This is a genomic window from Streptomyces griseofuscus, assembly GCF_014673495.1.
Classification (GTDB): domain Bacteria; phylum Actinomycetota; class Actinomycetes; order Streptomycetales; family Streptomycetaceae; genus Streptomyces; species Streptomyces murinus.
Genome location: NZ_CP051006.1, coordinates 5,454,570 through 5,475,841 on the forward strand (window position 1 = coordinate 5,454,570; position 21,272 = coordinate 5,475,841).

Here is a 21,272-nt window from a genome sequence, read left to right on the forward strand (position 1 = left end):
GTGACGTTCCGTGAGTGAATCGGGGGTGTCGAGCGCCGTAGTGCGCCGGGCGCCCAAATGGGGAGCGCTCACCCTTCTGGTGCAGACAAAAAGGGCATTAAGTGGCGAAACATAGCAACCTGGGTGCGGGTCTGTCGAACCGCGTCCGGAGGTCATGTCCGTGCCCCTGCTGCGCAGCACCGCCGCCGTGTGCACCACGCTGTCGGCGCTGGCCGCGACCTCGATCTTCACCGGCCCGTCGGTCGCCGAGCCCTTCTCCACCGCCCCGTGTGCGCTGCATCGCACCGAGGCCCACCACTCCGAGGGCGTCGACACCTGGGACTCCGACTACACGCGCCCCATCCGGGCGCTTGACGCGGTGATGATCTTCCTGTCCTTCCCGGACGGCACCCCGCGCGCCACCCCGGCGGAACTGACCGCCGACCACTTCCCGCAGACCAGCCGCTACTTCGAGCAGGTCTCCTACGGCAGATTCACCGTTCGCCCGCATCCACTGACGCACTGGCTGCGTATGCCCCGTCCTTCGACGGCGTACGCCATGCGGCGGGACTGGGCCGCCGAGGACCGGGCCGCATATCTGAACGACGCCTTCAAAGTGGCCGACAAGGTGGTGGATTTCTCCCGCTACCAGGTCGTGTACCTCGTCGCCGATCCGGACGCGCCCGGCGTGGACTCCGACGCCACCAAAGTCGTCAACCTCGATACGCCCCTCCATGTGGACGGCACGGATGTGCGGCGGGTCGTCACGGTGTTCGAGAAGCATCCGCCGGATCGGCTGGTTCTCGCCCATGAGAGCGGGCATGTCTTCGATCTGCCCGACCTCTACCACCGCCCGGCCGACGGCAAGGGTGACTGGGACACGTACGTCGGCGACTGGGACCTGATGGGCAGCCAGTTCGGGCTCTCCCCCGATCTGTTCGCCTGGCACAAGTGGCGGCTGGGGTGGCTGGATCCGCGCCAGGTGATGTGTGTACGCGGCGCGGGTCCGACCCGGATCACCCTGGAACCCCTCGCCGCGGGGCCGGGCATCCCCGTCCAGGGCACCGGCGGGGCGCCCGCCTTCGGGCTCGGCGACGGGGTGAAGCTGGCGGTGGTGCGCACCGGTCCGGACAGCGCCCTCGCCTTCGAGGCCCGTGTCGCCGCCGGCAATGACCGAGCCACCTGCCGTGAGGGCATCCTCGTCTACCGGGTGCGCAGCGGTGCCGAGTCGGGCGGTGGCCCCATCGAGGTGGTCGACGCCCACCCGCACACCTCGGCCTGTCCCGACGACTCCGTCTACCCGCCCCTGGCCGACGCCCCGGTCGCCCTGGGGGAGAGCTTCACCGTGCCGGGGGAGGATGTGAAGGTCGAGGTGGAGGACAGGACGGCTGCCGGGGCGTGGACGGTGCGGATCACGCAGCGGATCAGGGGCTGACCCCTCACCTCGCGCGGTGAAGCCGCGCAGAAACAGCGATGGCGAGTCCGGACCGTGTTTCTACGGTCAGAACTCGCCATCACCATCGCGTGCGCCGCCAGGGACTCGAACCCCGGACCCGCTGATTAAGAGTCAGCTGCTCTAACCAACTGAGCTAGCGGCGCCTGCTGACGTCGTAGACCTTAGCATCCTGATCCGGGGGAGGAAAAATCGATATCCGCACCGCCGCCCTGGCCGCCCGCACCGCCGCCCACAGCAGCACCTCCGGGCCCGGTAGCCAGGGGTGACGCGCGTCCGGGGCGACCAGCCAGCGGGGGTCGGCCGAGGGGTCGCCGTCCGGCGCGGGGACGGTCACCGCGTCGCCGGTGCCGTGGCACAGCAGGGGCGGTACGGCCGCCGCCCGGTGCGAGCCCCATTCCTCCCAGGCCAGCAGCGAGGGCAGCCGGTGGGCGGTGCCGGGGGCGCAGAACAGCAGCATCCGGCCACGGGACATCGCGACCGGGCCTGAGCCGGGGCCGTTGTCCCAGAGCCGGTCCAGCATCCGGCGTCCGAAGACGGCCGGGGCGCTCACCACGTCGAAGACGGTGCCGCAGGGCAGGACGGCCGGGGCGGGCGCGCGCCGCGGGTACGGCCCGGCCGAGGCGAGCCAGGCGGCGCCGTCGGAGGTGACGCGGGTGACGTTCGGAGTACCGCTCATGCCGATCAGGTCTACCGGCAGTGAACAACCGGTTCTGCTGAGTTGCGGAAAACCGGGACAAGGGGTGGGGGAGAGGAGTATCTTGCCCGCCTGGCATATGCCAGGTGAGGGTCACGTCGGGTTATCACACGGGATCGGCGGTGGTACGGCCCTCGCTGTTCCCGCGCATCAGATCCCGGCCGAACTCGACCATCCTCTTGGCATAGTCCTCGGTCCACTCCGCGCGCTCGGCGATGTCGGCGGTGGTCAGCCGGTCGAACCGGCGCGGATCGGCGAGCTGTGCCGCGGCGATGGCCTGGAACTCCACGGCACGGTCGGCGGCGGCGCGGAACGCCTGGGTCAGCTCCGTCGCCCGGCACAGCAGCGCCCGGGGATCCTCGATGGACTCCAGCTGGAAGAAGTGCTCGGGATCGGCGGCCGCTTCCGCGGGCTCGAAGATCAGGGGCGCGGGGCGTAGCCGCGGTTCGTTCCGACGCGGCGTGGGCTCCGCCATGTCTTCATCTCCTCCTCGTACGGCTCTGACAACCGGACCCCGCGGGTCTGCCGGGCCATCGTCCATTGTCTCGCGCGTGCGCAAGGGCGCTGCCGCGCCGGGACCGTCGCGCCCGCCCGCCGTCGTGTTCCGCGGGTTCGCCGTGGCTGGTCGCGCAGTTCCCCGCGCCCCTGGGTAACTGCGGTGGTGTCGGCTGCCATGGCTCCGGGGCGTCGGCACGCGGTGTTCTGCCAAGTGCGCCAGGACCGTGTGGTTCGCCTCCCAGCCGTCCGGGCTGTTTCATCGGCCGCCTGCGGCGGCGTGCCGGACTCCGTCCGGCGGGGGGGCAGGGGGCTCCGGGGTGTCGGTCACGGTCGCCAGCGCACGCGGTGTTCCGCCAAGTGCGCCAGGACCGCGTGGTTGGCCTCCCAGCCGTCCGGGCTGTTTCATCGGCCGCCTGCGGCGGCGTGCCGGACTCCGTCCGGCGGGGGGCAGGGGGCTCCGGGGTGTCGGTCACGGTCGCCAGCGCACGCGGTGTTCCGCCAAGTGCGCCAGGACCGCGTGGTTCGCCTCCCAGCCGTCCGGAAACTTGACCAGGGTGCCCAGTTGGACCGGTTCCGTGGAGGGGTAGTCGTCCAGGAGGTCGCTCACGCCCTCGCGGCAGACCACGATGCAGGCGTGCCGGTGCCGGGAGGCGAGGACGCACAGGCGGCCGGTCTCCAGGTGGAAGGCGGTGGCGTCGGGGCGGCCGGAGAGCGGGTGCAGGACGACCGTGATGTCGTACTCGCGGCCCTGGAGCCGGTTCGCCGTGTCGACCGTCACCTCGAAGACGCCCAGGTCGGCCAGCGCGGAGCGGACCGCGGCCGCCTGGTCGCGATGGGCGGTGCCGACGGCGATCCGGGCGGCGGTCAGGGGGGCCGGGTCGGGGGAGCGCTCGGACACCGCCGCGCCGCCCCGGTCCAGCAGGCGGCGCACCACCGCGGCCACCGCGCGCACCGCCTCCGGGTCCGTGCGCGGAGTGTGCCGGGCGGGCAGCTCCAGCAGGCCCCAGCCGGTGGCGGCGGCCTCGTCGATCACCCGGTCGGGGCCCGAGCCGTCCGAGGGCACGGCGAAGGCGAGCCGGCGGTCACCGGGCCCGGTGCCGCTGCGGAACGGGGTGTACGGGTAGAACGCGTCCGAGACCAGGGGCGCCGCGGACGCGGGCAGCCGCCAGGAGACCGGCAACCGGTGCTGCGGCAGCCCGGGGTTGTGGGCGAGCAGCGTGGTGACGGCGGACACCGAGGGGTCGTACGACAGCCCCGCCCACTGCTCGCTGCCGACGATCGCGAACGGGTCCAGCTGGCCGGGGTCACCCACGAACAGCGCCCGCTCGAACAGGCCGGCCACCGCGAGCAGCGAGTCCGAGCGCATCTGGTACGCCTCGTCCACGATCGCGTGCCGCCAGGGCTCGTCCACCTTCACATGCGCCCACTTCGCCGCCGTGGACAGCACCACCGGCAGCCCGGCGAGGTCCGCCGCCTTCGCCGACGTACGCACCTGGGGCAGCTCGTCCAGCGCCTTGTCGTACGCCTCGGCGTCGCTGCTGTGCAGCCGGCCCACCGGCAGCTCGGGGTTCTTCTCGGCGAGGCGCAGCACCAGGTCGTCCACCTGGGCGTTGGTCTGCGCCACCACCATCAACGGGCGTCCCGCGTCCGCGAGTTCGAGCGCCGCCCGCACCACCAGGGTCGACTTGCCCGCGCCGGGCGGCGAGTCGACCACCACGCCCCGCTCGGTGGCGGCCAGCGTGTCGCGGAGGATCGCGTCCGTGGCGCGGGCGGCGGCGGCCCCGGGGTCGACGTCGACGGTCGTCACAGCACATCCTCCTCGGTGATCGGATCGGCGGCCTCCGCCACGGCCTCGTCGGGCGGTCCGCCGTGCGTCCACGGGGTCTCCTCCGGCTCGGGCAGCTTCGCCCCGCCGCGCTGCTCGTGCTCGAAGAGGGTGAAGCAGACCCGGTCGCCCTTCTCCGGCACCGAACCCGGCTCCGGCTCCTTGCCGCGGCCCATCTTGTCGAGGATCCGCAGCACGACCACGTCCTCGGCCGCCTGCTCCACGAACTCCGCCGACTGCGGGCGGCCGCCCAGCGAGCGGTACACCTTCGCCCGCTCCGCCGGCCGCGGCCGGTCGTCGGTGCGGACCGTCACCAGCGGGCGCGGGCTCGGCCGCCTGCCCTCGCTGTACGCCATGACGACCTCGATCACCTCGCCCGCGAACGCCTCACCGGCCAGCCGCCGCCCCGCCATCACCAGCGGATCGTCCAGCGCCTCCTGCGCCTCCAGACGGGCCTGCTCCCGCTCCCGGGTGGCCAGTTTGTTCGCCGCCGTCACCGCGTCGTCCCGGCGCGGCTGCGGCGGCTCCCCGGCCAGCACCCGGTCCCGGTGCCCGGTGAACGACCAGCGGTCCCGGACCCAGCGCTCCTCGGCCCGCCCGCCCTCCGGCAGCGCCCGCAGCAGGTCCAGGCCCCGCCACACCGCGTCCCAGGTGGGCCGGGCCTGGCTCTCGATCAGCTCGCGGATCTCCCGCTCGGCCCGGGTGAGCGCGGCCAGCCGGTCGTCGGCCTCCAACGGGTCCTCGGCGGCGGCGAGGGCGGTGCGCGCCCGGTCGTACCGCTCGATCGCCGGGGCCAGCAGCTTGTTGTCGAACGCCGGGTCGGTGGCGGGTCCGGCGGGCGGGCACCGCAGCTGCCCGGCCGGGTCCCGGTCCAGCTCGGCGGCCCGCGCGGCCTCGGCGCCGCTGCTGCCCGCCGGGGGGTCGAGCCAGGCCAGCAGCGCGCCCAGATGCTGGTCCTCCAGGCCCGACTGGCCGCTCGCCCAGTGCCGGGAGAGCACATCGGTGAGGGCGAGCAGCAGCGCGGAGCCGGGGACCCGGGACCGCTCCCCGTAGTGGGTCAGCCAGCGTCCGAGCAGCGGCACCCGGGGCGGCGCCGGATAGGGCGCCTCCGGGTCCTGTTCGGCGGTGCGGCGGAACCGCATGGAGCGGCCCAGCAGCCGGACGAACGCCAGGCCCGCCCGGCTCGGCACGATCAGCTGGGGCGCGTCCGCGCACAGCTCCGTCTCGACCTTGACCCGCTTGCCGGTCTCCGGGTCGGTCTCGGTGCGCTCGGCGGCCTCCACCTCGGTGGCGTAGGAGTCGATGTACGGCAGGATCACGTCGGCCAGCTCGGCGAGGAACGTAAAGCGCAGATCGCGGTCCCGGGGCTGCGGCACGACCAGCAGCCGGGGCGCGTCCCGGTCGGTGCCGACCAGCGCGCCGAGCGGGGCGCCGGCCTCGCCCGCGGTGGTGAGCGGCACGAACACCAGGGGACGGGCGGAGAGATGCCGGTGCCGCACCGTCGCGAGGGGCTGGGCCCGCCCGCTGCCGACGGCCTCCAGCCGGGCGAGGGTGTCGATCAGCGACATACGGCCGCCACCTCCCGCGCCCGGGCCTCCTGGAGCGCCTCCGCGCGCAGGGCCGCCGCCCTGCGCAGGGCCGCGACCGCCGGATCGTCCGGGTCGCCCAGCTCGCCGCGGGCCGCCGCGAGGACGTCCTCGACCGTGGTCAGGCCGCCCAGTTCGGCGCGCAGCGGGCGGCCGAGACGGGTGACCGCGCCGGCCGCGCGGGCCCGCTCCCGGCAGTGGAAGGCCAGTTCGCAGGTGGACAGGCAGTCCGGCGCGTACGTCGCCGGGACCGCCGCCACCGCGGCGGTCAGCTCCTCGGTGTCCCGGTCGGGCGCGAAACAGGTGCCCTCGGGCAGCGCGTCGGCGATCTCCTCGATCCGGGTGAGCCGGGCGAGCTGCCGCGCGGTGACCGCCCGCTGCTTGCGCACGTCGACCGCGGAGCCGGCCGGCAGGTTCGAGAAGTCCTTGGGGCACACCAGCAGCACCCGGTGGCGCACCCGCGGCGCCGGGTCGAGGCGGGCGGCGACGTCCTCCAGGGCGAGCACGTACACCGCGGCCTGCCGGGCGGCGGCGCCCACCTTCGCCGGGTCCGCCGAGCCGTCCAGCATCGGGAAGGACTTGATCTCCACCACGGACCAGCTGCCGTCCGGGTGCACCACCACCGCGTCCGGCTCCAGGAACGCGAGCGAGCCCGCCACGTCCAGGGCGAGCATCGGGTGGTCGAGCAGCGTCCAGCCGCCCGTGCGGGTGGCCTCGCGCAGCGCGAGTGCCGTACGCGCCGTACGGCCCTCGGGGCCCTGGGCGGTCAGGTCGGGCACCGCGGCGGCTTCCGGGGGCTCGGCGCCCGGGTCGAGCCGGGTGTGCGCGAGGCGCAGCAGCTCGGCGCCGCCGTCGGCCTTCACCTTCGCCTCGAACGCGTTGCCCCGGGTCAGCGCGAACTGCGACTGGCCGAAGCCGGAGGGCGCCCCCAGCGCGCTCGCCAGCTTGGCCTTGTCCACCCCGGCGCCGTCCAGGATCGCCCGTCTGCGGCACCCGGGGTTGGCGGCCAGCGCCGCGAGGGCGCGCGCGTCCAGGGCCTTCGCCGGTACGTCGGCGCCGCGCAGCTCAGCGAGCCGGTGCCGGAGCCTCGTCGCCCGCGTCCGTGGGGGAGGGGTCCGGCTCGGCTCCGGTGCCGGGCCGCGACTCGCGCTGCCGTGGAATTCGCTCACCCGCGGAAGTCTGGCATCCGCCACTGACAATCGGGGAACTCCCGGCTCCAAAGCCCTTGAACAGCCGGGCCCGGACCAGGTCGGCGGCCCGCAGCACACGCGGCGCGAGCAGGTGGCCGACGCCCATCACGGCGATGCCGGCGAGCGCGTCCAGGAGGTAGTGGTTGGCGGTGCCCATGACGACCAGCGCGGTGCCCAGCGGATAGAGCACGGCCAGCACCTTGGTGAGCCGGGTGCCGCCGTGCCGCCACAGCATCAGCCCGCACCACAGCGCCCAGCCGACGTGCAGGCTCGGCATCGCCGCGTACTGGTTGGTCATGCCGCCCAGGCCGCGCGGGGCGCTGGCGTCGCCGCCCCACCAGCCGTACGAGCTGTAGTGGGCCATGGTGTCCACGAAGCCCTCGTTCGCGGCGAGCAGCCGGGGCGGGCAGGTCGGCACCAGGGTGAAGCCGATCAGTCCGATGAACGTGGACGTCATCAGCCAGGCGCGGGCCCGCCGGTAGTGCTCGGCGCGGTTGTGGAACAGCCAGATCAGGATCGCGGGCGTGACCAGGTAGTGCAGCGAGGCGTACCAGAAGTCCGCGGGTATCCCGATCCAGGGCTCGCGGGTGAACAGGCGGTTGAGGGGGTGCTCGGCGTTCAGGTGGAGCAGCTTCTCGGCGCGCAGCAGCGCCAGTCCGTGGTCCACGGCGTCGTCGACGTCGCCGCGCACCAGGAGGCGGCCGGCCGAGTAGCAGCCGTAGACCAGCAGGAGAAGCGGCAGTTCGGTCCACCAGCGCAACCGGGTGCGGGGCGCCACCTCGGTGCCCGGTGTCTCGGTCTGCGCCATCCGATCGCCCTCCCCCTTCTGCGGTACGGCCGCCCCGGCGGGCGACCGTGCCACTTTACGGTGTCCATCTCCTGCCCCCGTGGGCGCTCCGGAGTCGTCAGCTGTGGACGGCCCCGGCCCACAAAGACGCCGAGACCGGGCGCGGGGTTGCCCCTGAGGGTGTGAGCGATGATGGAGGGGCCGACTCTTGTTGTTCCTGTGACGTCTCCTGGGCGTCCGTCTCCCGGAAAGGTCCCCCATGGCACCGCGCATCCTGCTGGCCCGGCACGGACAGACGGCTTGGTCGCTGTCCGGCAAGCACACCGGCAGGACCGATGTGCCGCTCCTGGAGGAGGGCCGGCACGGCGCGAAGCTGCTCGGGGAACGCCTGCACCGGGCGCCGCTGGACGGGCTGCCCGGTGTGGAGGTCCGCACCAGCCCCCTCGTGCGCGCCGCGGAGACCTGCGCGCTGGCCGGGTTCGGGGAGCGGGCCGAGCCCTGGGACGCGCTGCTGGAGTGGGACTACGGCGCGTACGAGGGCCTGACCCCGGCGGAGATCCAGGCGGTCCGCCCCGGCTGGCTGATCTGGCGCGACGGCGTCCCCGAAGGGGAGAGCGTCGCCGAGGTCACCGCCCGCGCGGACGAGGTCGTCACCTGGGCCCGCGCCGCCGACCGCGACGTCCTCCTCTTCGCCCACGGCCACATCCTGCGCTCCTTGGCCGCACGCTGGCTGGGCTTCCCCCTGGACTTCGCGGCCCGCATCCGTCTCAACCCGACCTCGCTGTCGATCCTGGGCTGGGCGTACGGCGAACCGGCACTGGAGAGCTGGAACGACGTGGGCCACTTGGCGGGCTGAGCCGGAAGCGCCCCGAAGGGGCGCGGGGCTGTGTTCGATCTGCGGCTCCGCCGCGTGGGCGCGCCGCGCACGGCTACGCCCCCGCGATCCTCGGATACGCCTTGTGCCGGTCGAGGAAGTCCGAGACCCCCGCCGCCCGTCGATGCGGCAGCAGCACCCGCGCCGTCCCGGCCAGCATCGTCTGGATACGGGACGACTGCACCTGGTCCAGCAGCGACAGGACCCGCATCCCCGCCTCCGCCGCTTCGTCGGGACGGCCCTCGCGGGCGAGGTCGTCGGCGAGCTCCGCCGTGTACAGGGCGATGTTCCGGGTGAAATGGGGGTCCTGGAGGTCCGCAGCCCGCTGGGCGTGCCGGGAGGCCCGCGGCCAGTCGCCCAGCATGGACCAGCACTGCGCCTCCAGCCCCTCCAGCTCGGCCTCGCCGTAGAAGCTCATCCACTCGGGGTCGGCCCCGGAGCGCCCCCGCGCGAACAGGGCCTGCGCCCGGGCGAGCGCCCGCGCGCAGCCGGTGCGGTCGGCCAGCCCCGCCCAGCCCCCCGCCTCGCGCAGCGCGAGCAGGGAGTTCAGCCGGTCGGAGCCGAGCGGCCGGGCCGCCCGCTGCGCGGCCTGCGCGGCGCGCACCGCCTCCCGGGGCCGCCCCGCGTCCCGCGCCAGGAACGCGGTGTTGCAGAAGGCGTGCGCCTCCAGCCCCTCGTCCCCGGTCATCCGGGCCGTGGCCAGCGCCTCCGCGTAGTGCGAGCGCGCGTCGTCGAAGCGGCCGGAGTCGTGCGCCAGCCAGCCCACGGAGATGGCGAGTTCACCTGCGCCCGTGTGCAGCCGCTCGACGGTGGACTGCCGGGTGGCGCCCGCGTCCAGCAGCGCGTACGCCGCGCGCAGGGGAGCCGCCGCGCGCCGGTAGAGGCCGTCCGCGCCGTGCCGGTCGTCCAGCAGCCGGATCCGGCGGACCGCCTCCTCCAGGGCCGTCGCCTCGGTGCTCCCGGGCCGGCGCGAGCGGCGGGGGGCGGGCACGGTGTGGGGGGTGAGCCCCAGCGGGCCCAGCGCGGCGGCGGCCACGGTGGCCCCGCCGGTCATGAATGCGCGACGCAGCACGTCGCTCTCCTCGTGGTTCGGATGGTCGTACGGGTACGGCCCCTGGGGGTCGCACACCTCGTGCGGGTCATACGGGTCGTGCGCGTGATGCTGGTCCTGCGGCTCGCCCGGGTACCCGGCGACGACCTCCCGCGCCCCGCCCGCGCCGAGCGCCCGCGGGGCCGTACGCGCCGCGCGGCCGCGGACGGACGAGCGGGGCGCGAAGCCGAGGTCGGCGAGCGTACGACCGGGGAACATGTGCAGGAACACCCGCTCGTAGGCGTAGTTCGGGCAGCGGATCTCACCCGCCTCGACCCGCCCGACGTAGCGCGCGTCACAGCTCACCCGCTCACCGATCTCCCGCGCCGCCCGCCGCACCAGCGCCGCGAACTCGGCCGGTGAGCGCCGGCCGCGCAGCCGCCGGAAGGCGAGGTTCGGCCGGGGTGGCCGTTCGGGCTGTGACGAGGTCACGGTAGACGACGCCATGGCCGGGTCCTCTCGTGCGAACCGTCGAACCATGCCGGTACCGGGGCGGGTTCGGGACGTGGCGCCCGAGTGGTGCCCTGGTTCCGGCGAGCAAGAACGTACCGGCTGTGAGGGTCCCGCCACGCCGGGTTTGGCCACAAAAGCGGATATCTCATCCGTGATCTGCCATGAAGTGCCATCCTTTGCGGCGCACTTGTGCCGTAGCCGTTGACAGGATGGCGCGTTGAACGTGTTGACCGCGACAGTGCTGTGTGGTGGAGGCGGGCATGGAGACCAGCCAGAGCAGTGAACCGTGTACCTCGCCGTCGCCGCCCGCCCCGGGCGACACGGTGTGCGACCTGGTGACCGTACCGGCCCGGCAGGGCCTGGAAGCGGTCGACATCCTGCGGCGCGGAGCCGCGGACGCGGTCGGGCCGGTGCTGCACGACGACGACCGGGACACCCTCGGCTTCCTGGTGCCCGCGGGCACCGCGGCCGGCTGGGACGTGCCGGGCAGCACCTGCACGGAGACCAACGGGCGCGGTCTGCGCCTCGCCCCGGAACCCCCGGTCGCGGGCGCCGACTGGCTGCTGCCCCCCGGTGACGACGCCGACCTCGCCACCGACCCGGCCGTCCTGCGCGAGGCCCTCGGCGAGGCTGCGCGCCTGATCGAGGCCGCCGACAAATGCTGCTGAAACGTTTACCGCGGGGACCTGAGAAAATAGCCGGATGGGCAGGTCAAGGAACCCGCGGCGGGCAGCGGCCGCCACCGCCGCCGTAGAGGAAGCAGTCGACGGCGGTCTCGCGCGGCTCGTCCCCGACCCGGACCGGAGCCGGGCCTGGACGCTGCTGATCGACGGGGCGCCCCAGTCGCATGTCGACCTGGACGACCCCGGGTATCTCTCCTTCGAGTACCAGCGCCGCCTCGGCCATGTCATCGATCTCGCCGCGCCGCCGGGCAAGCCCGTGCACGCCGTCCATCTGGGCGGCGGCGCCTTCACCCTCGCCCGCTATGTCGCCGCCACCCGGCCCCGGTCCACCCAGCAGGTCGTGGAGCGGGACGCGAGCCTTGTGCAGCTGGTCCGGCGGGAGCTGCCGTTGGATCCGAACGCCCGGATCCGGGTGCGCTCGGCGGACGCCCGTGCGGGACTCGGCAAGGTGCCCGACGGCTGGGCCGATCTGATCGTCGCCGATGTCTTCAGCGGCGCCCGCACCCCCGCCCACCTCACCTCCACCGAGTTCCTCGACGAGGTGCGCCGCGCCCTGAAACCGTCCGGGATCTACGCCGCCAACCTCGCCGACGGGCCGCCGCTCGCCCATCTGCGCGGCCAGATCGCCACCGCGGCCGCCCGGTTCGCCGAACTCGCGCTGATCGCCGACCCGGCCGTACTGCGCGGCAAACGCTTCGGCAACGCGATCCTGGTCGCCTCCGACCTGCCGCTGCCGCTGTCCGAACTCACCCGGCGCGCCGCCTCCGACCCGCACACCGCCCGGGTCGAACACGGCCGCCGGCTCACCGACTTCACCGGCGGCGCGCAGCCGGTGACGGACGCGGCGGCCGTGGACTCCCCGGCCCCGCCGCCCTCGGTGTTCCGCTGAGCACCGGTGTGCCGCCTCAGTAGGTGCCGATCTCCACGTGCGGCGGGCCGTCGTGCCAGGTGCAGAACACCGACACCCGGTCCGTGCCCCGGCTGAACTCCACCCGGATCCACGTCGCCGTCTTCCACACCTGCATCGACCAGCCGGTCCCCGGCGTCGCCGAGACGAGCGTGGCATCGGCCGCGCCCAGCTCGAACACCGCGTGGCCGCCGTCGGTGTCGTACGCCTTGACCTTGCCGGAGGGGGTAGGCGAGGAGGAGGGGCCCGGGGAGCGGCGGACGGTCGCCGTGGGGGAGGGGGAGGCGGACGGGGACGCGGGGTGGGATCGGGACGGCCGGTGAGGCGACGGCGCGACCGGGGCCGTGGCCGAGGTCGCCCTTGTCGTCGGGGAGCCCGCGCCCACGACGGGCAGCGCGCGCGGCGGGGCGTACGCCGTCCCCGCCATCACCGTGTGCACGCCCCACCACGACAGCGTGACCGCCGCGCCCGTCGCGAGCAGCCAGGCCAGTACGTGTACGAGTCCTCTGCGCATCGCGTCCATCCTGCCCCACCGGTCACACCCGATCGGCACCGGTTGTCCACAGCCGCGGAGTTGTCCACAGGCCCGCACCGGGCTCTCGCGCATGGCGTACGGTGCGGCGCATGGCAAGTGTGCTCGTCGTCGAGGACGACCAGTTCGTACGCTCGGCGCTCATCCGGCAGTTGACCGACGCCTCGCACACCGTGCGTTCCGTCGGTACGGCACTGGAGGCGCTGCGCGAGGTCGCCCATCACCGTTTCGACGTGGTCATCCTGGACCTCGGACTGCCGGACCTGGACGGCTCCGAGGCCCTGAAGATGCTGCGCGGCATCACCGACGTGCCGGTCATCATCGCCACCGCCCGGGACGACGAGGCGGAGATAGTGCGGCTGTTGAACGCGGGGGCGGACGACTATCTGACCAAGCCGTTCTCCGTGGGCCATCTCTCCGCCCGGATCTCGGCGGTGCTGCGCCGGGCCCGCGCCACCGGCGGCGAGGTCCCGCCCTCCACCGTGCTGCGCGTCGGCGGTCTGACCGTGGACCCGCTGCGCCGCCAGGCCGAGCTGGACGGCACCCGGCTCGACCTCACCCGCCGCGAGTTCGACCTGCTCGCCTTCCTCGCCGGCCGCCCCGGCGTCGTCGTCCCCCGCAGGGAACTGCTCGCCGAGGTCTGGCAGCAGTCGTACGGCGACGACCAGACCATCGACGTCCATCTGTCCTGGCTGCGCCGGAAACTGGGGGAGACGGCGGCCCGGCCGCGCTATCTGCACACGCTGCGGGGCGTCGGCGTGAAGCTGGAACCCCCGGCGGACCCGGAGCCGGCGCGATGAGGTGGGCCCTGGTCAAGGTCTGCCTGGCGGTCACCACCATGGTCGTCGTCGCCTTCGCGGTGCCGCTCGGCCTGGTGGTCAGGGAGATGGCCCGCGACCGCGCCTTCGCGGGCGCCGAGCGGGAGGCCGCCGCCGTGGCGCCCGCCCTGTCCATCACCACCGACCGGGACGAGCTGGAGCGGGTGGTGGCCGCCGCGGGCGCCGACTCCGGGATGGCCGTCCACCTGCCCGCCGAGGGCGCCCGCGGCGCGCTCGACATCGGCGCCTCCCGCGCCACCGGCCATGACATCCAGGCGGTACGACGGCTCGGCCGGGCCTCCACCACCACCGTCACCGGCGGCTTCGCCCTGCTGCAACCCGTGGCGCTCGGCTCCGGCGCGATCGCCGTGGTCGAGGTGTACGTCCCGGAGTCCGAGGTGACCAACGGCGTCGGCACCGCCTGGGCGGTGCTGGCCGGTGTCGGCCTCGCGCTGATCGTCGGCTCGGTCGCCGTCGCCGACCGGCTCGGGGTGCGCATGGTGCGGCCCGCGCGTCGGCTGGTCGAGGGCGCGCGGGAGCTGGGCGAGGGCGAGCTGGGCGCCCGGGTGCCGGAGGAGGGCCCGACCGAACTGCGGCTCGCGGCGGTCGCGTTCAACTCCATGGCCGACCAGGTCGTCCGGCTCCTCGCGGGCGAGCGGGAGCTGGCCGCCGACCTCTCCCACCGGCTGCGCACCCCGCTGACCGTCCTGCGGCTGAACGCTGCCTCGCTGGGCGCCGGACCGGCCGCCGAGCAGACCCGCGCGGCCGTCGCCCAGCTGGAGCGCGAGGTGGACACCATCATCCGCACGGCACGCGAGGCCAAGCCCCAGACGGCAGCTCCCGGACCCGGCGCCGGCTGCGACGCGGCCGAGGTGGTGGGCGAGCGGATGGAGTTCTGGTCCGCGCTCGCCGAGGACGAGGGCCGCACCTGGCGGGTGGCCGGGGTGGACCACCCGGCGCGGATACCCGTGGCCCGCGCCGAGCTGGCCGCCGCCCTCGACGCCCTGCTCGGCAATGTCTTCCGGCACACCCCGGAGGGCACCGCCTTCGCGGTGGACGTGCACCAGGGCGAGGACGCGGTGATCGTGCTGATCTCCGACGCGGGCCCCGGCATACCCGACCCCGAGGCGGCGCTGGCCCGCGGCCGGGGCTCGGGGACCACGGGCTCGACCGGGCTCGGCCTCGACATCGTGCGCCGACTCGCCGAGTCCACCGGCGGCGACGTCCGCATCGGCGCCTCGGTGCTGGGCGGCAGCGAGATACGCATCCGCTTCCAGCGGGACGCGCGCGGGCCGCAGCGGCGGGGACACCGGGGTGCCGTGCGGCGGCGCGGGGCACGCCGGCTGGTCCCGACCTTTAACCGGCCCCGATCCCTTCCTTAAGCGAACCCTAAGGACTGCAACGGCCGTCCGCATCAAGCGGTTTGCCCGATTCCGGCTCGCTAGCGTGCTGCCGCACCACACCCCCCGTGACGAACGAAGGCAGGCATGCGCATGAGCACCCACCGGCGCAGGATCAGTGGCAGGAACAAGGCGATAGGCGGCATCGTCGCCGCGGCCGTGGTCGGCGGCGGCGCGTTCCTGCTCACGGGCACGGCGAACGCCGCCGGGGTGAACGCCGCGTACACCAGGACCAGCGACTGGTCCACCGGCTACACCGGCCAGTACGTCGTCACCAACAACAGCACCCAGCAGGAGAAGACCTGGACCCTGGAGTTCGACCTGCCGGCCGGGGCGAAGCTGTCCTCGCTGTGGAACGGCGTATCGAGCGTCAGCGGAAGCCATGTCACGGTCCGCCCGGCGAGCTGGGACACCGCGGGGCTCGCCCCCGGCAAGTCGGTGACCGTCGGCTTCGTGGTCGAGGGCGGCGGCGCCCCGACGGGCTGTCGTATCGACAACAGCTCATGCTCCACCGACGACGGACCGGCCCCCGAACCGAGCGGCCGCCCCACCGAGACCGGGACTCCCACCCCGACCCCCACGCCCACCAGGACCGCCACCCCCACCCCCACGCCGACCACGAGCACCGGTTCCGGCACCACCGCGGCCGCCGGGTTCGCGCCCTACGTGGACACCTCCCTCTACCCGGCCTTCGACCTCCTCGGCGCGGCCGACGCCACCGGGGTGAAGAACTACAACCTGGCCTTCATCACCGACGGCGGCGGCTGCACCCCCAAGTGGGGCGGTGTCACCGATGTGAGCAGCGACGCCGTGGCCGCGCAGATCGGCGCCCTGCGTGCCAAGGGCGGTGACGTCCGGGTCTCCTTCGGCGGTGCCTCCGGCTCCGAGCTGGCCACCACCTGCACCTCCGCGGACGCGCTGGCGGCGGCGTACGGCAAGGCGATCGACGCGTTCAAGCTGACCAAGGTCGACTTCGACGTGGAGGGCGGCGCGCTGCCGAACACGGCCGCCAACACCCGCCGTGCCCAGGCCATCGCCAAGCTCCAGGCCCAGCACCCCGGCCTGGACGTCTCCTTCACCCTCCCGGTGATGCCCGAGGGCCTCACCCAGGACGGCGTCAACCTGCTGTCGAACGCCAAGGCCAACGGCGTCAGGACCGGCCTGGTCAACATCATGGCGATGGACTACGGATCCTCGTACAACGGCGACATGGGCGGCTACGCCGAGCAGGCCGCCACCGCCACCCAGGCCCAGGTCAAGAGCGTGCTGGGGCTCTCCGACGCGGCCGCCTGGAAGACCGTCGCCGTCACCCCGATGATCGGGGTCAACGACGTCTCCGCCGAGACCTTCACGGTCTCCGACGCCACCCAGCTGGCGGGCTTCGCCGCGACCAAGGGCCTGGGCGGTCTGTCCATGTGGTCCGCCGCCCGCGACCAGCAGTGCCCCGGCGGCCCCAAGCCCTCCGCCGACCCCACGTGCAGCTCCGTCGCCCAGGACAAGTGGGCGTTCTCGAAGGCCTTCGCTGCCTTCAAGTGAGGCAGGTGAGGCGTGGGCACGTGTCAGGGGCGCGGCAGCGGGATGCCGCGCCCCTCGCGCACGCGGTCAGCTCACGCCGCGTCGACCGGCGGCAGCTCGCCCGTCCGCGCCGCCCTGCCGTACCAGTGGGCGCTCGACTTCGGGGTGCGCTCCAGGGTCGCGTAGTCGACGTACACCGCGCCGAACCGCTTGCCGTAGCCGTACGCCCACTCGAAGTTGTCCATCAGGGACCACAGGTAGTAGCCGCGCACATCGGCCCCGTCCGCGATGGCTCGCTCGACCTCGGCGAGGTGGGCGCGCAGATAGGCGATGCGCTCGGGGTCGTGCACCCGGCCCTCGGCGTCCGGCTTGTCGTCGTAGGCCGCGCCGTTCTCCGTGATGTACAGCCGCAGCCCCGGGGCCTCCCGGGAGTAGCGCATGATCAGCTCGTGCAGGCCGCTCGGGTCGATGGTCCAGCCCATCTCGGTACGCTCACCCGGCGTCTGATGGAACAGCACGTCGTCGGCGCCGGGCCAGGGGGAGTGCTCGCTGGCGCCGTGGCCGTCCGCGCGCGGGCCCGCGACCTTGCCGGGGGCGGCCGAGACGAGCGCGGGGGTGTAGTAGTTCAGGCCCAGCGCATCCAGCGGCGCCTTGGCCGCAGCCAGGTCGCCGTCCCGTACGAACGACCAGTCGGTGACCGAGGCGGTGTCCGCCAGCAGCGAGGCGGGGTACGCGCCGTGCAGCATCGGACCGTGGAAGACGCCGTTGGCCAGGTCGTCGATGCGCCGGACCGCCGCGAGGTCGGCCGGGTCCTGCGAGAGCGGCCGTACCACCGAGGAGTTGAGGCTGACCGCGATCTGGTTGCGGGCGGGCATCACCGAGCGCAGCGCCGAGACGGCGAGGCCGTGGCCCAGGTTGAGGTGGTGCGCGGCGCGCAGCGAGGCCGCCGGATCGGTGCGGCCGGGGGCGTGCACCCCGGAGCCGTAGCCCAGGAAGGCGCTGCACCAGGGCTCGTTGAGGGTGATCCAGTGCTGCACCCGGTCGCCCAGGGCGTCCCCGACGAGCTGGGCGTACTCCGCGAAGCGCAGCGCGGTCTCGCGCTCCGGCCAGCCGCCCGCGTCCTCCAGCTCCTGCGGCAGGTCCCAGTGGTAGAGGGTGACGGCGGGCTGGATGTCGTGCTCCAGCAGGTCGTCCACGAGCCGGCGGTAGAAGTCCAGGCCCACCTGGACCGCGGGGCCCCGGCCGGTCGGCTGCACCCGGGACCAGGAGACGGAGAACCGGTAGGCGTTCAGGCCGAGGTCGGCCATGAGCGCGACGTCCTCGCGGTAGCGGTGGTAGTGGTCCACGGCGATGTCACCGTGGTCACCGCCCGCCGTCCTGCCCGGGGTATGGCTGAACGTGTCCCAGATCGAGGGGGTGCGGCCGCCCTCCCGTACCGCGCCCTCGATCTGGTACGCCGAGGTCGCACAGCCCCAGAGGAAGTCGGTCGGGAAGGTGACGGGGGTGAGGGGTTCAGGCATGGAAGCGCTCCCATGAGAGTTGGAGGGACCGGAGGTGGGGTGCGGGCCGTGCGGGGCGGGCCCCGGGGCGCGGACCGGCGCGGGCCGGGGCGGGCGGACGAGGGGGCCGGGCGGTGAGGGCCCGGCCCCGTGCGGGGTGATCGGCCGGCCGGGCTCAACCCTTGATCGCGCCCTGCATGATCCCGCCCACGATCTGCTTGCCGAACAGCAGGAAGGCGATCAGCAGCGGCAGGGTGCCGAGGAGCGCGCCCGCCATGATCACCGACTGGTCCGGGACATAGCCCGTGCCCAGCGAGTTCAGGGCCACCTGCACGGTCGGGTTCTGCTGGTTCAGGGCGATGATCGGCCACAGGAAGTCGTTCCAGGCGAACACGAAGGTCAGCAGGCCGAGCACCGCCATCGCGGGCCGCGCGGCCGGGAAGACCACATGCCAGACGATGCGCAGACTGCTCGCCCCGTCCACCCGGGCCGCCTCCACCAGCTCCGAGGGCAGCGCCTGTACCAGGTACTGCCGCATGAAGAAGGTGCCGAAGGCGGTCACCAGGCTCGGCAGGATCACCGTCTGGAGCTGGTTCGACCAGCCGAGGTCCGCCATCCACAGATACAGCGGTACGACGGCCAGCTGCGGCGGGATCATCATGGTGCCGATGGTCAGCAGCAACAGCAGCCCGGAGAAGCGGAACCGGAGCTTGGCGAAGGCGAACCCGGCCAGCGTCGCGAACAGCACCGTGCTGACCGTGATGGTGCCCGCCACGAACACCGAGTTGACCATCGCGGTGCCGAGCCCGGCCTGGTCCCAGGCCGCCTGGAGGTTGCTGAACAGATTGCCGCCGAACCACAGCGGGGGCGGGGTCTGCGCGAGCCGCCGGTCGGTGCGGGAGGCCGCGATCGCCGTCCACACCAGCGGGGCGAGCGAGACCAGCGCGAAGACGGCCAGGACGACGTACGTCACCGGGCCCGCGTGCAGCTGCTTGCCGGCGCCCAGCACCCGGCGCCGGGCGCGCGTGGGCCGCGCCTTCGGCGGCAGCGTCAGTTCACTGGTGGTCATTGGGATTTCCTCAGCCGTCGGGTGAGCAGCAGATTGACCGCGGCGATGATCAGCAGGATCAGGAACATCGACCAGGCGATCGCGGACGCCTTGCCGAGATTGCCGACGATCCAGCCCTGGTCGTACATGTACAGACCGAGCGTCTGGTACTGGTGCTCGGAGCCGCCCTTGGACCCGCTGACCCCGCCGAACAGCAGCGGCTCACCGAAGAGTTGGGTCGCGCCGATGGTGGAGACCACGACCGTGAACAGGATCGTCGGGCGCAGCTGCGGGACGGTGACATGGCGGAACTGCTGCCAGCGGTTGGCACCGTCGAGCGCCGCCGACTCGTACAGGTCGGCGGGTATCGCCTGCATGGCGGCGAGATAGATCAGCGCGTTGTAGCCGGTCCACCGCCAGACCACGATGGACGACACCGCGAACTGCGAACCCCAGTCGGACTCACGCCAGTTGACCGGGCCCACCCCGACGAAGTGCAGCAGCCAGTTGATCATGCCGCCGTCCCACGAGTACAGCAGCGTGAACACCAGGGTCGCCGCGGCCACCGAGGTGGCGTACGGGGTCAGCATCACCACGCGCCACACGGTCGAGCCGCGCAGCCGGTAGTTCAGCAGATGGGCGAGCCCGAGCGCGGCCAGCAGCTGCGGCACGGTCGAGATCACACCGATGGTGAAGGTGTTCTTCAGCGCGTTCCAGAAGAAGTCCGAGGACAACAGGTTCTTGTAGTTGTCCAGGCCGGTCCAGGTCTGGTGGTCCAGCGAGGAAAGCTGCACATTGTGCAGTGAGTACCAGGCCGTGTAGAGCAGCGGGACCAGGGTGAAGGCCCCGAACAGGATGAAGAAGGGGGCGACGAACGCGTATGGCGACCCCTTCATGTCCCAGCGGTAGAGCCTGCTGCGCCAGGAGTCGGCCGCAGGTCCGCCGGGGCCGTGAGCGCCCCGGGCCGCGCCCGGCGGGGTGCCGGGCGCGGCCTCGGCGCTCGACGCGGAGTGCGCGAGAGCCTCTTTGGAGCTGGTCACTGGCCGAGCACGTCCTTGATCTCCTTGGACGCGGCGTCCCAGCCCTGGGCCGGCGTCTTGCCCTTCTGCTCGACCTGGAGGATGCCGACGTCCGTGATGGCGGTGGTCATCGGCTGGTCCTTGATGCCGAAGATCTGCGTCGGGATCGTCTTCGCCGAGTCGGAGAAGATCTGGGTGAGCGGTGCGTTCGAGAAGTAGGCGGTGGTGTCCGCGGCCGGCTTCAGGTTCGGGTAGGCCGAGGGGGTCGACGGGAAGCTCGCCTGCTTGGAGAACACCTTCTCCTGCTGCGCGGGCTCGGTCAGCCACTTGGCCAGTGCGATGGCCTCCTTCTGGTGCTTGCCCGCGTTCGGCACACCGATCCAGGAGCCGCCCCAGTTGGACGCGGTGGGCGCCGCCGCCACGTCCCAGTTGCCCTTGCCGGAGTCACCGGACTTCTGTTCGATGTAGCCGACCATCCAGGCCGGGCAGGCGACGGTGGCGAAGGAGGCGTTGGCGTAGCCCTGGTCCCAGGTCGGGTCGAACTGCTTGAGCTTCGCCGACATGTTGCTGGTGGCGACGGTCATCGCCACGTTCCAGGCCTTCTTCACGCCCTGCGACTTGTCCCAGATGACGTTGCCGTCCTTGTCGTAGTAGCGGTCCGCGCCGCCACCGAGGGCCGCGTTGTACACGGAGGCCGCCGAGTCGACGTACTTGGTGCCCTTGGGTGCCTTCTGCATGTACTGCTTGCCGACGTCGACGTACTTGGCCCAGTCGCCCTTCCACATCTGGGCGAGCTTGTCCCGGTCGGTGGGCAGGCCCGCCTTCTGGAACAGGTCCTTGCGGTAGCAGATCGCCATCGGGCCGATGTCGGTCCCGAGTCCGATCAGCTTGCCGTCCTTGGTCGTGGCCTGGGCGTTCTTCCAGTCCAGCCACTGGGACTTGTCGACGTACTTGCTCATGTCGACGAACTTGTCGGCCTGGGTCTGCACGGCCTCGGTGATGTTGCCGATCTCGATGGCCTGAATGTCATCGGTACCGGAGCCGGCCTGGAGGCGGGTGAGCACCTTCGGCCAGTAGACGTCGGTGCGGGTGGTGACGTTCTCCTTGATGTTGATGTCCGGGTGGAGCTTCATGTACTCGTCGTAGAGGCCGGCCTGCTTGTAGCCGAAGACGCCGTAGGTCCCGACGGTCAGCGTGATCTTGCCTTTGCCGTTGCCGCCGCCCGCGTCGTCCGAGGAGCCGTCCTTGGCGTCCTTGGCGCAGCCGGCCAACAAACTCGTGGTCAGCGCGGCGACGGCCGCCAGGGCCATCATCCGCCTGGACCGGCGGAAGTTCGTGCGCATTGCGTCCTCCTGTTGCCTGACGTGCCGACCCCCCGGCCGACTGCATGGAATCGGGCCCGTTCGTCACGCGCTGCGG

General features: G+C 73.0%; 19 protein-coding genes and 1 tRNA gene. 7 read left to right on the top strand and 13 right to left on the bottom strand.

Annotated features, from left to right (window positions below; all coding sequences use genetic code 11):
* Nucleotides 1–154: 154 nt before the first annotated feature.
* Entirely contained in the window at nucleotides 155–1,414 is a 1,260-nt protein-coding gene (locus tag HEP81_RS24750) for a M6 family metalloprotease domain-containing protein (RefSeq protein WP_037651551.1), read from the top strand.
* Nucleotides 1,415–1,504: 90 nt separating this feature from the next.
* Here HEP81_RS24750 and HEP81_RS24755 read toward each other — a convergent pair.
* The 7 genes from HEP81_RS24755 to HEP81_RS24785 all read right to left on the bottom strand — a co-directional run bounded on the left by HEP81_RS24755 (nucleotide 1,505) and on the right by HEP81_RS24785 (nucleotide 8,036).
* Nucleotides 1,505–1,578, bottom strand: a tRNA-Lys gene (locus HEP81_RS24755).
* The gene (locus HEP81_RS24760) at nucleotides 1,569–2,111 is read right to left on the bottom strand and encodes a hypothetical protein (protein ID WP_063755185.1); all 543 of its coding nucleotides are present in this window, start codon (nucleotides 2,109–2,111) and stop codon (nucleotides 1,569–1,571) included. The genes HEP81_RS24755 and HEP81_RS24760 overlap by 10 nt, the downstream gene beginning before the upstream one ends.
* Nucleotides 2,112–2,235: 124 nt before the next feature.
* The gene (locus tag HEP81_RS24765; RefSeq protein WP_037651553.1) at nucleotides 2,236–2,604 is read right to left on the bottom strand and encodes a hypothetical protein; all 369 of its coding nucleotides are present in this window, start codon (nucleotides 2,602–2,604) and stop codon (nucleotides 2,236–2,238) included.
* 492 nt (nucleotides 2,605–3,096) lie between these two features.
* Nucleotides 3,097–4,434 (bottom strand): AAA domain-containing protein, encoded by a 1,338-nt coding sequence (locus HEP81_RS24770; RefSeq protein ID WP_037651555.1) that lies wholly within the window; start codon nucleotides 4,432–4,434, stop codon nucleotides 3,097–3,099.
* Nucleotides 4,431–6,020: a hypothetical protein gene (locus tag HEP81_RS24775; RefSeq protein WP_037651556.1), complete on the bottom strand. Its 1,590-nt coding sequence runs from the start codon at nucleotides 6,018–6,020 to the stop codon at nucleotides 4,431–4,433. The genes HEP81_RS24770 and HEP81_RS24775 overlap by 4 nt, the downstream gene beginning before the upstream one ends.
* Entirely contained in the window at nucleotides 6,011–7,207 is a 1,197-nt protein-coding gene (locus tag HEP81_RS24780; protein WP_078967139.1) for a hypothetical protein, read from the bottom strand. Before HEP81_RS24780 ends, HEP81_RS24775 begins: the two co-directional genes overlap by 10 nt.
* The gene (locus HEP81_RS24785) at nucleotides 7,104–8,036 is read right to left on the bottom strand and encodes a phosphatase PAP2 family protein (protein WP_037651910.1); all 933 of its coding nucleotides are present in this window, start codon (nucleotides 8,034–8,036) and stop codon (nucleotides 7,104–7,106) included. Before HEP81_RS24785 ends, HEP81_RS24780 begins: the two co-directional genes overlap by 104 nt.
* A gap of 238 nt (nucleotides 8,037–8,274) precedes the next feature.
* Here HEP81_RS24785 and HEP81_RS24790 point away from each other — a divergent pair, with 238 nt between their 5' ends.
* Nucleotides 8,275–8,871 (top strand): histidine phosphatase family protein, encoded by a 597-nt coding sequence (locus HEP81_RS24790; RefSeq protein ID WP_037651559.1) that lies wholly within the window; start codon nucleotides 8,275–8,277, stop codon nucleotides 8,869–8,871.
* A 73-nt stretch (nucleotides 8,872–8,944) separates the two neighbouring features.
* Here HEP81_RS24790 and HEP81_RS24795 read toward each other — a convergent pair whose 3' ends face one another.
* Nucleotides 8,945–10,426 carry an NsdA family TPR-like regulatory protein gene (locus HEP81_RS24795; RefSeq protein WP_106979835.1) on the bottom strand — a complete coding sequence of 494 codons (1,482 nt, stop codon included), beginning with the start codon at nucleotides 10,424–10,426 and terminating at the stop codon, nucleotides 8,945–8,947.
* A gap of 266 nt (nucleotides 10,427–10,692) precedes the next feature.
* Here HEP81_RS24795 and HEP81_RS24800 point away from each other — a divergent pair, with 266 nt between their 5' ends.
* Both HEP81_RS24800 and HEP81_RS24805 read left to right on the top strand, forming a co-directional pair.
* The gene (locus HEP81_RS24800; protein WP_051849868.1) at nucleotides 10,693–11,100 is read left to right on the top strand and encodes a hypothetical protein; all 408 of its coding nucleotides are present in this window, start codon (nucleotides 10,693–10,695) and stop codon (nucleotides 11,098–11,100) included.
* 34 nt (nucleotides 11,101–11,134) lie between these two features.
* Nucleotides 11,135–12,004, top strand: a complete 870-nt coding sequence (locus HEP81_RS24805; RefSeq protein ID WP_037651565.1) for a spermidine synthase — start codon at nucleotides 11,135–11,137, stop codon at nucleotides 12,002–12,004.
* A 16-nt stretch (nucleotides 12,005–12,020) separates the two neighbouring features.
* Here HEP81_RS24805 and HEP81_RS24810 read toward each other — a convergent pair whose 3' ends face one another.
* Nucleotides 12,021–12,536, bottom strand: a complete 516-nt coding sequence (locus HEP81_RS24810) for a hypothetical protein (RefSeq protein WP_037651912.1) — start codon at nucleotides 12,534–12,536, stop codon at nucleotides 12,021–12,023.
* Between the two features lie 110 nt (nucleotides 12,537–12,646).
* On the opposite strand from HEP81_RS24810, the gene HEP81_RS24815 reads away from it, so the two are divergent.
* The 3 genes from HEP81_RS24815 to HEP81_RS24825 all read left to right on the top strand — a co-directional run bounded on the left by HEP81_RS24815 (nucleotide 12,647) and on the right by HEP81_RS24825 (nucleotide 16,308).
* Complete coding sequence (locus tag HEP81_RS24815) at nucleotides 12,647–13,354, top strand: response regulator transcription factor (protein ID WP_037651566.1); 708 nt, start codon at nucleotides 12,647–12,649, stop codon at nucleotides 13,352–13,354.
* The gene (locus HEP81_RS24820; protein WP_037651568.1) at nucleotides 13,351–14,754 is read left to right on the top strand and encodes a sensor histidine kinase; all 1,404 of its coding nucleotides are present in this window, start codon (nucleotides 13,351–13,353) and stop codon (nucleotides 14,752–14,754) included. Before HEP81_RS24815 ends, HEP81_RS24820 begins: the two co-directional genes overlap by 4 nt.
* Before the next feature lie 111 nt (nucleotides 14,755–14,865).
* Nucleotides 14,866–16,308 (top strand): glycoside hydrolase family 18 protein, encoded by a 1,443-nt coding sequence (locus HEP81_RS24825; protein ID WP_037651914.1) that lies wholly within the window; start codon nucleotides 14,866–14,868, stop codon nucleotides 16,306–16,308.
* Nucleotides 16,309–16,379: 71 nt separating this feature from the next.
* Here the strand turns inward: HEP81_RS24825 and HEP81_RS24830 are convergent, their stop codons facing one another.
* The 4 genes from HEP81_RS24830 to HEP81_RS24845 form a co-directional block, all read right to left on the bottom strand.
* On the bottom strand, nucleotides 16,380–17,807 hold the full coding sequence (locus HEP81_RS24830) for a GH1 family beta-glucosidase (RefSeq protein ID WP_037651569.1): 1,428 nt from the start codon (nucleotides 17,805–17,807) through the stop codon (nucleotides 16,380–16,382).
* 154 nt (nucleotides 17,808–17,961) lie between these two features.
* Complete coding sequence (locus tag HEP81_RS24835) at nucleotides 17,962–18,855, bottom strand: carbohydrate ABC transporter permease (RefSeq protein ID WP_172636960.1); 894 nt, start codon at nucleotides 18,853–18,855, stop codon at nucleotides 17,962–17,964.
* Entirely contained in the window at nucleotides 18,852–19,874 is a 1,023-nt protein-coding gene (locus HEP81_RS24840; RefSeq protein WP_037651572.1) for a carbohydrate ABC transporter permease, read from the bottom strand. The genes HEP81_RS24835 and HEP81_RS24840 overlap by 4 nt, the downstream gene beginning before the upstream one ends.
* Nucleotides 19,871–21,196: an ABC transporter substrate-binding protein gene (locus HEP81_RS24845; RefSeq protein WP_037651574.1), complete on the bottom strand. Its 1,326-nt coding sequence runs from the start codon at nucleotides 21,194–21,196 to the stop codon at nucleotides 19,871–19,873. Before HEP81_RS24845 ends, HEP81_RS24840 begins: the two co-directional genes overlap by 4 nt.
* Between the last annotated feature and the right edge of the window lie 76 nt (nucleotides 21,197–21,272).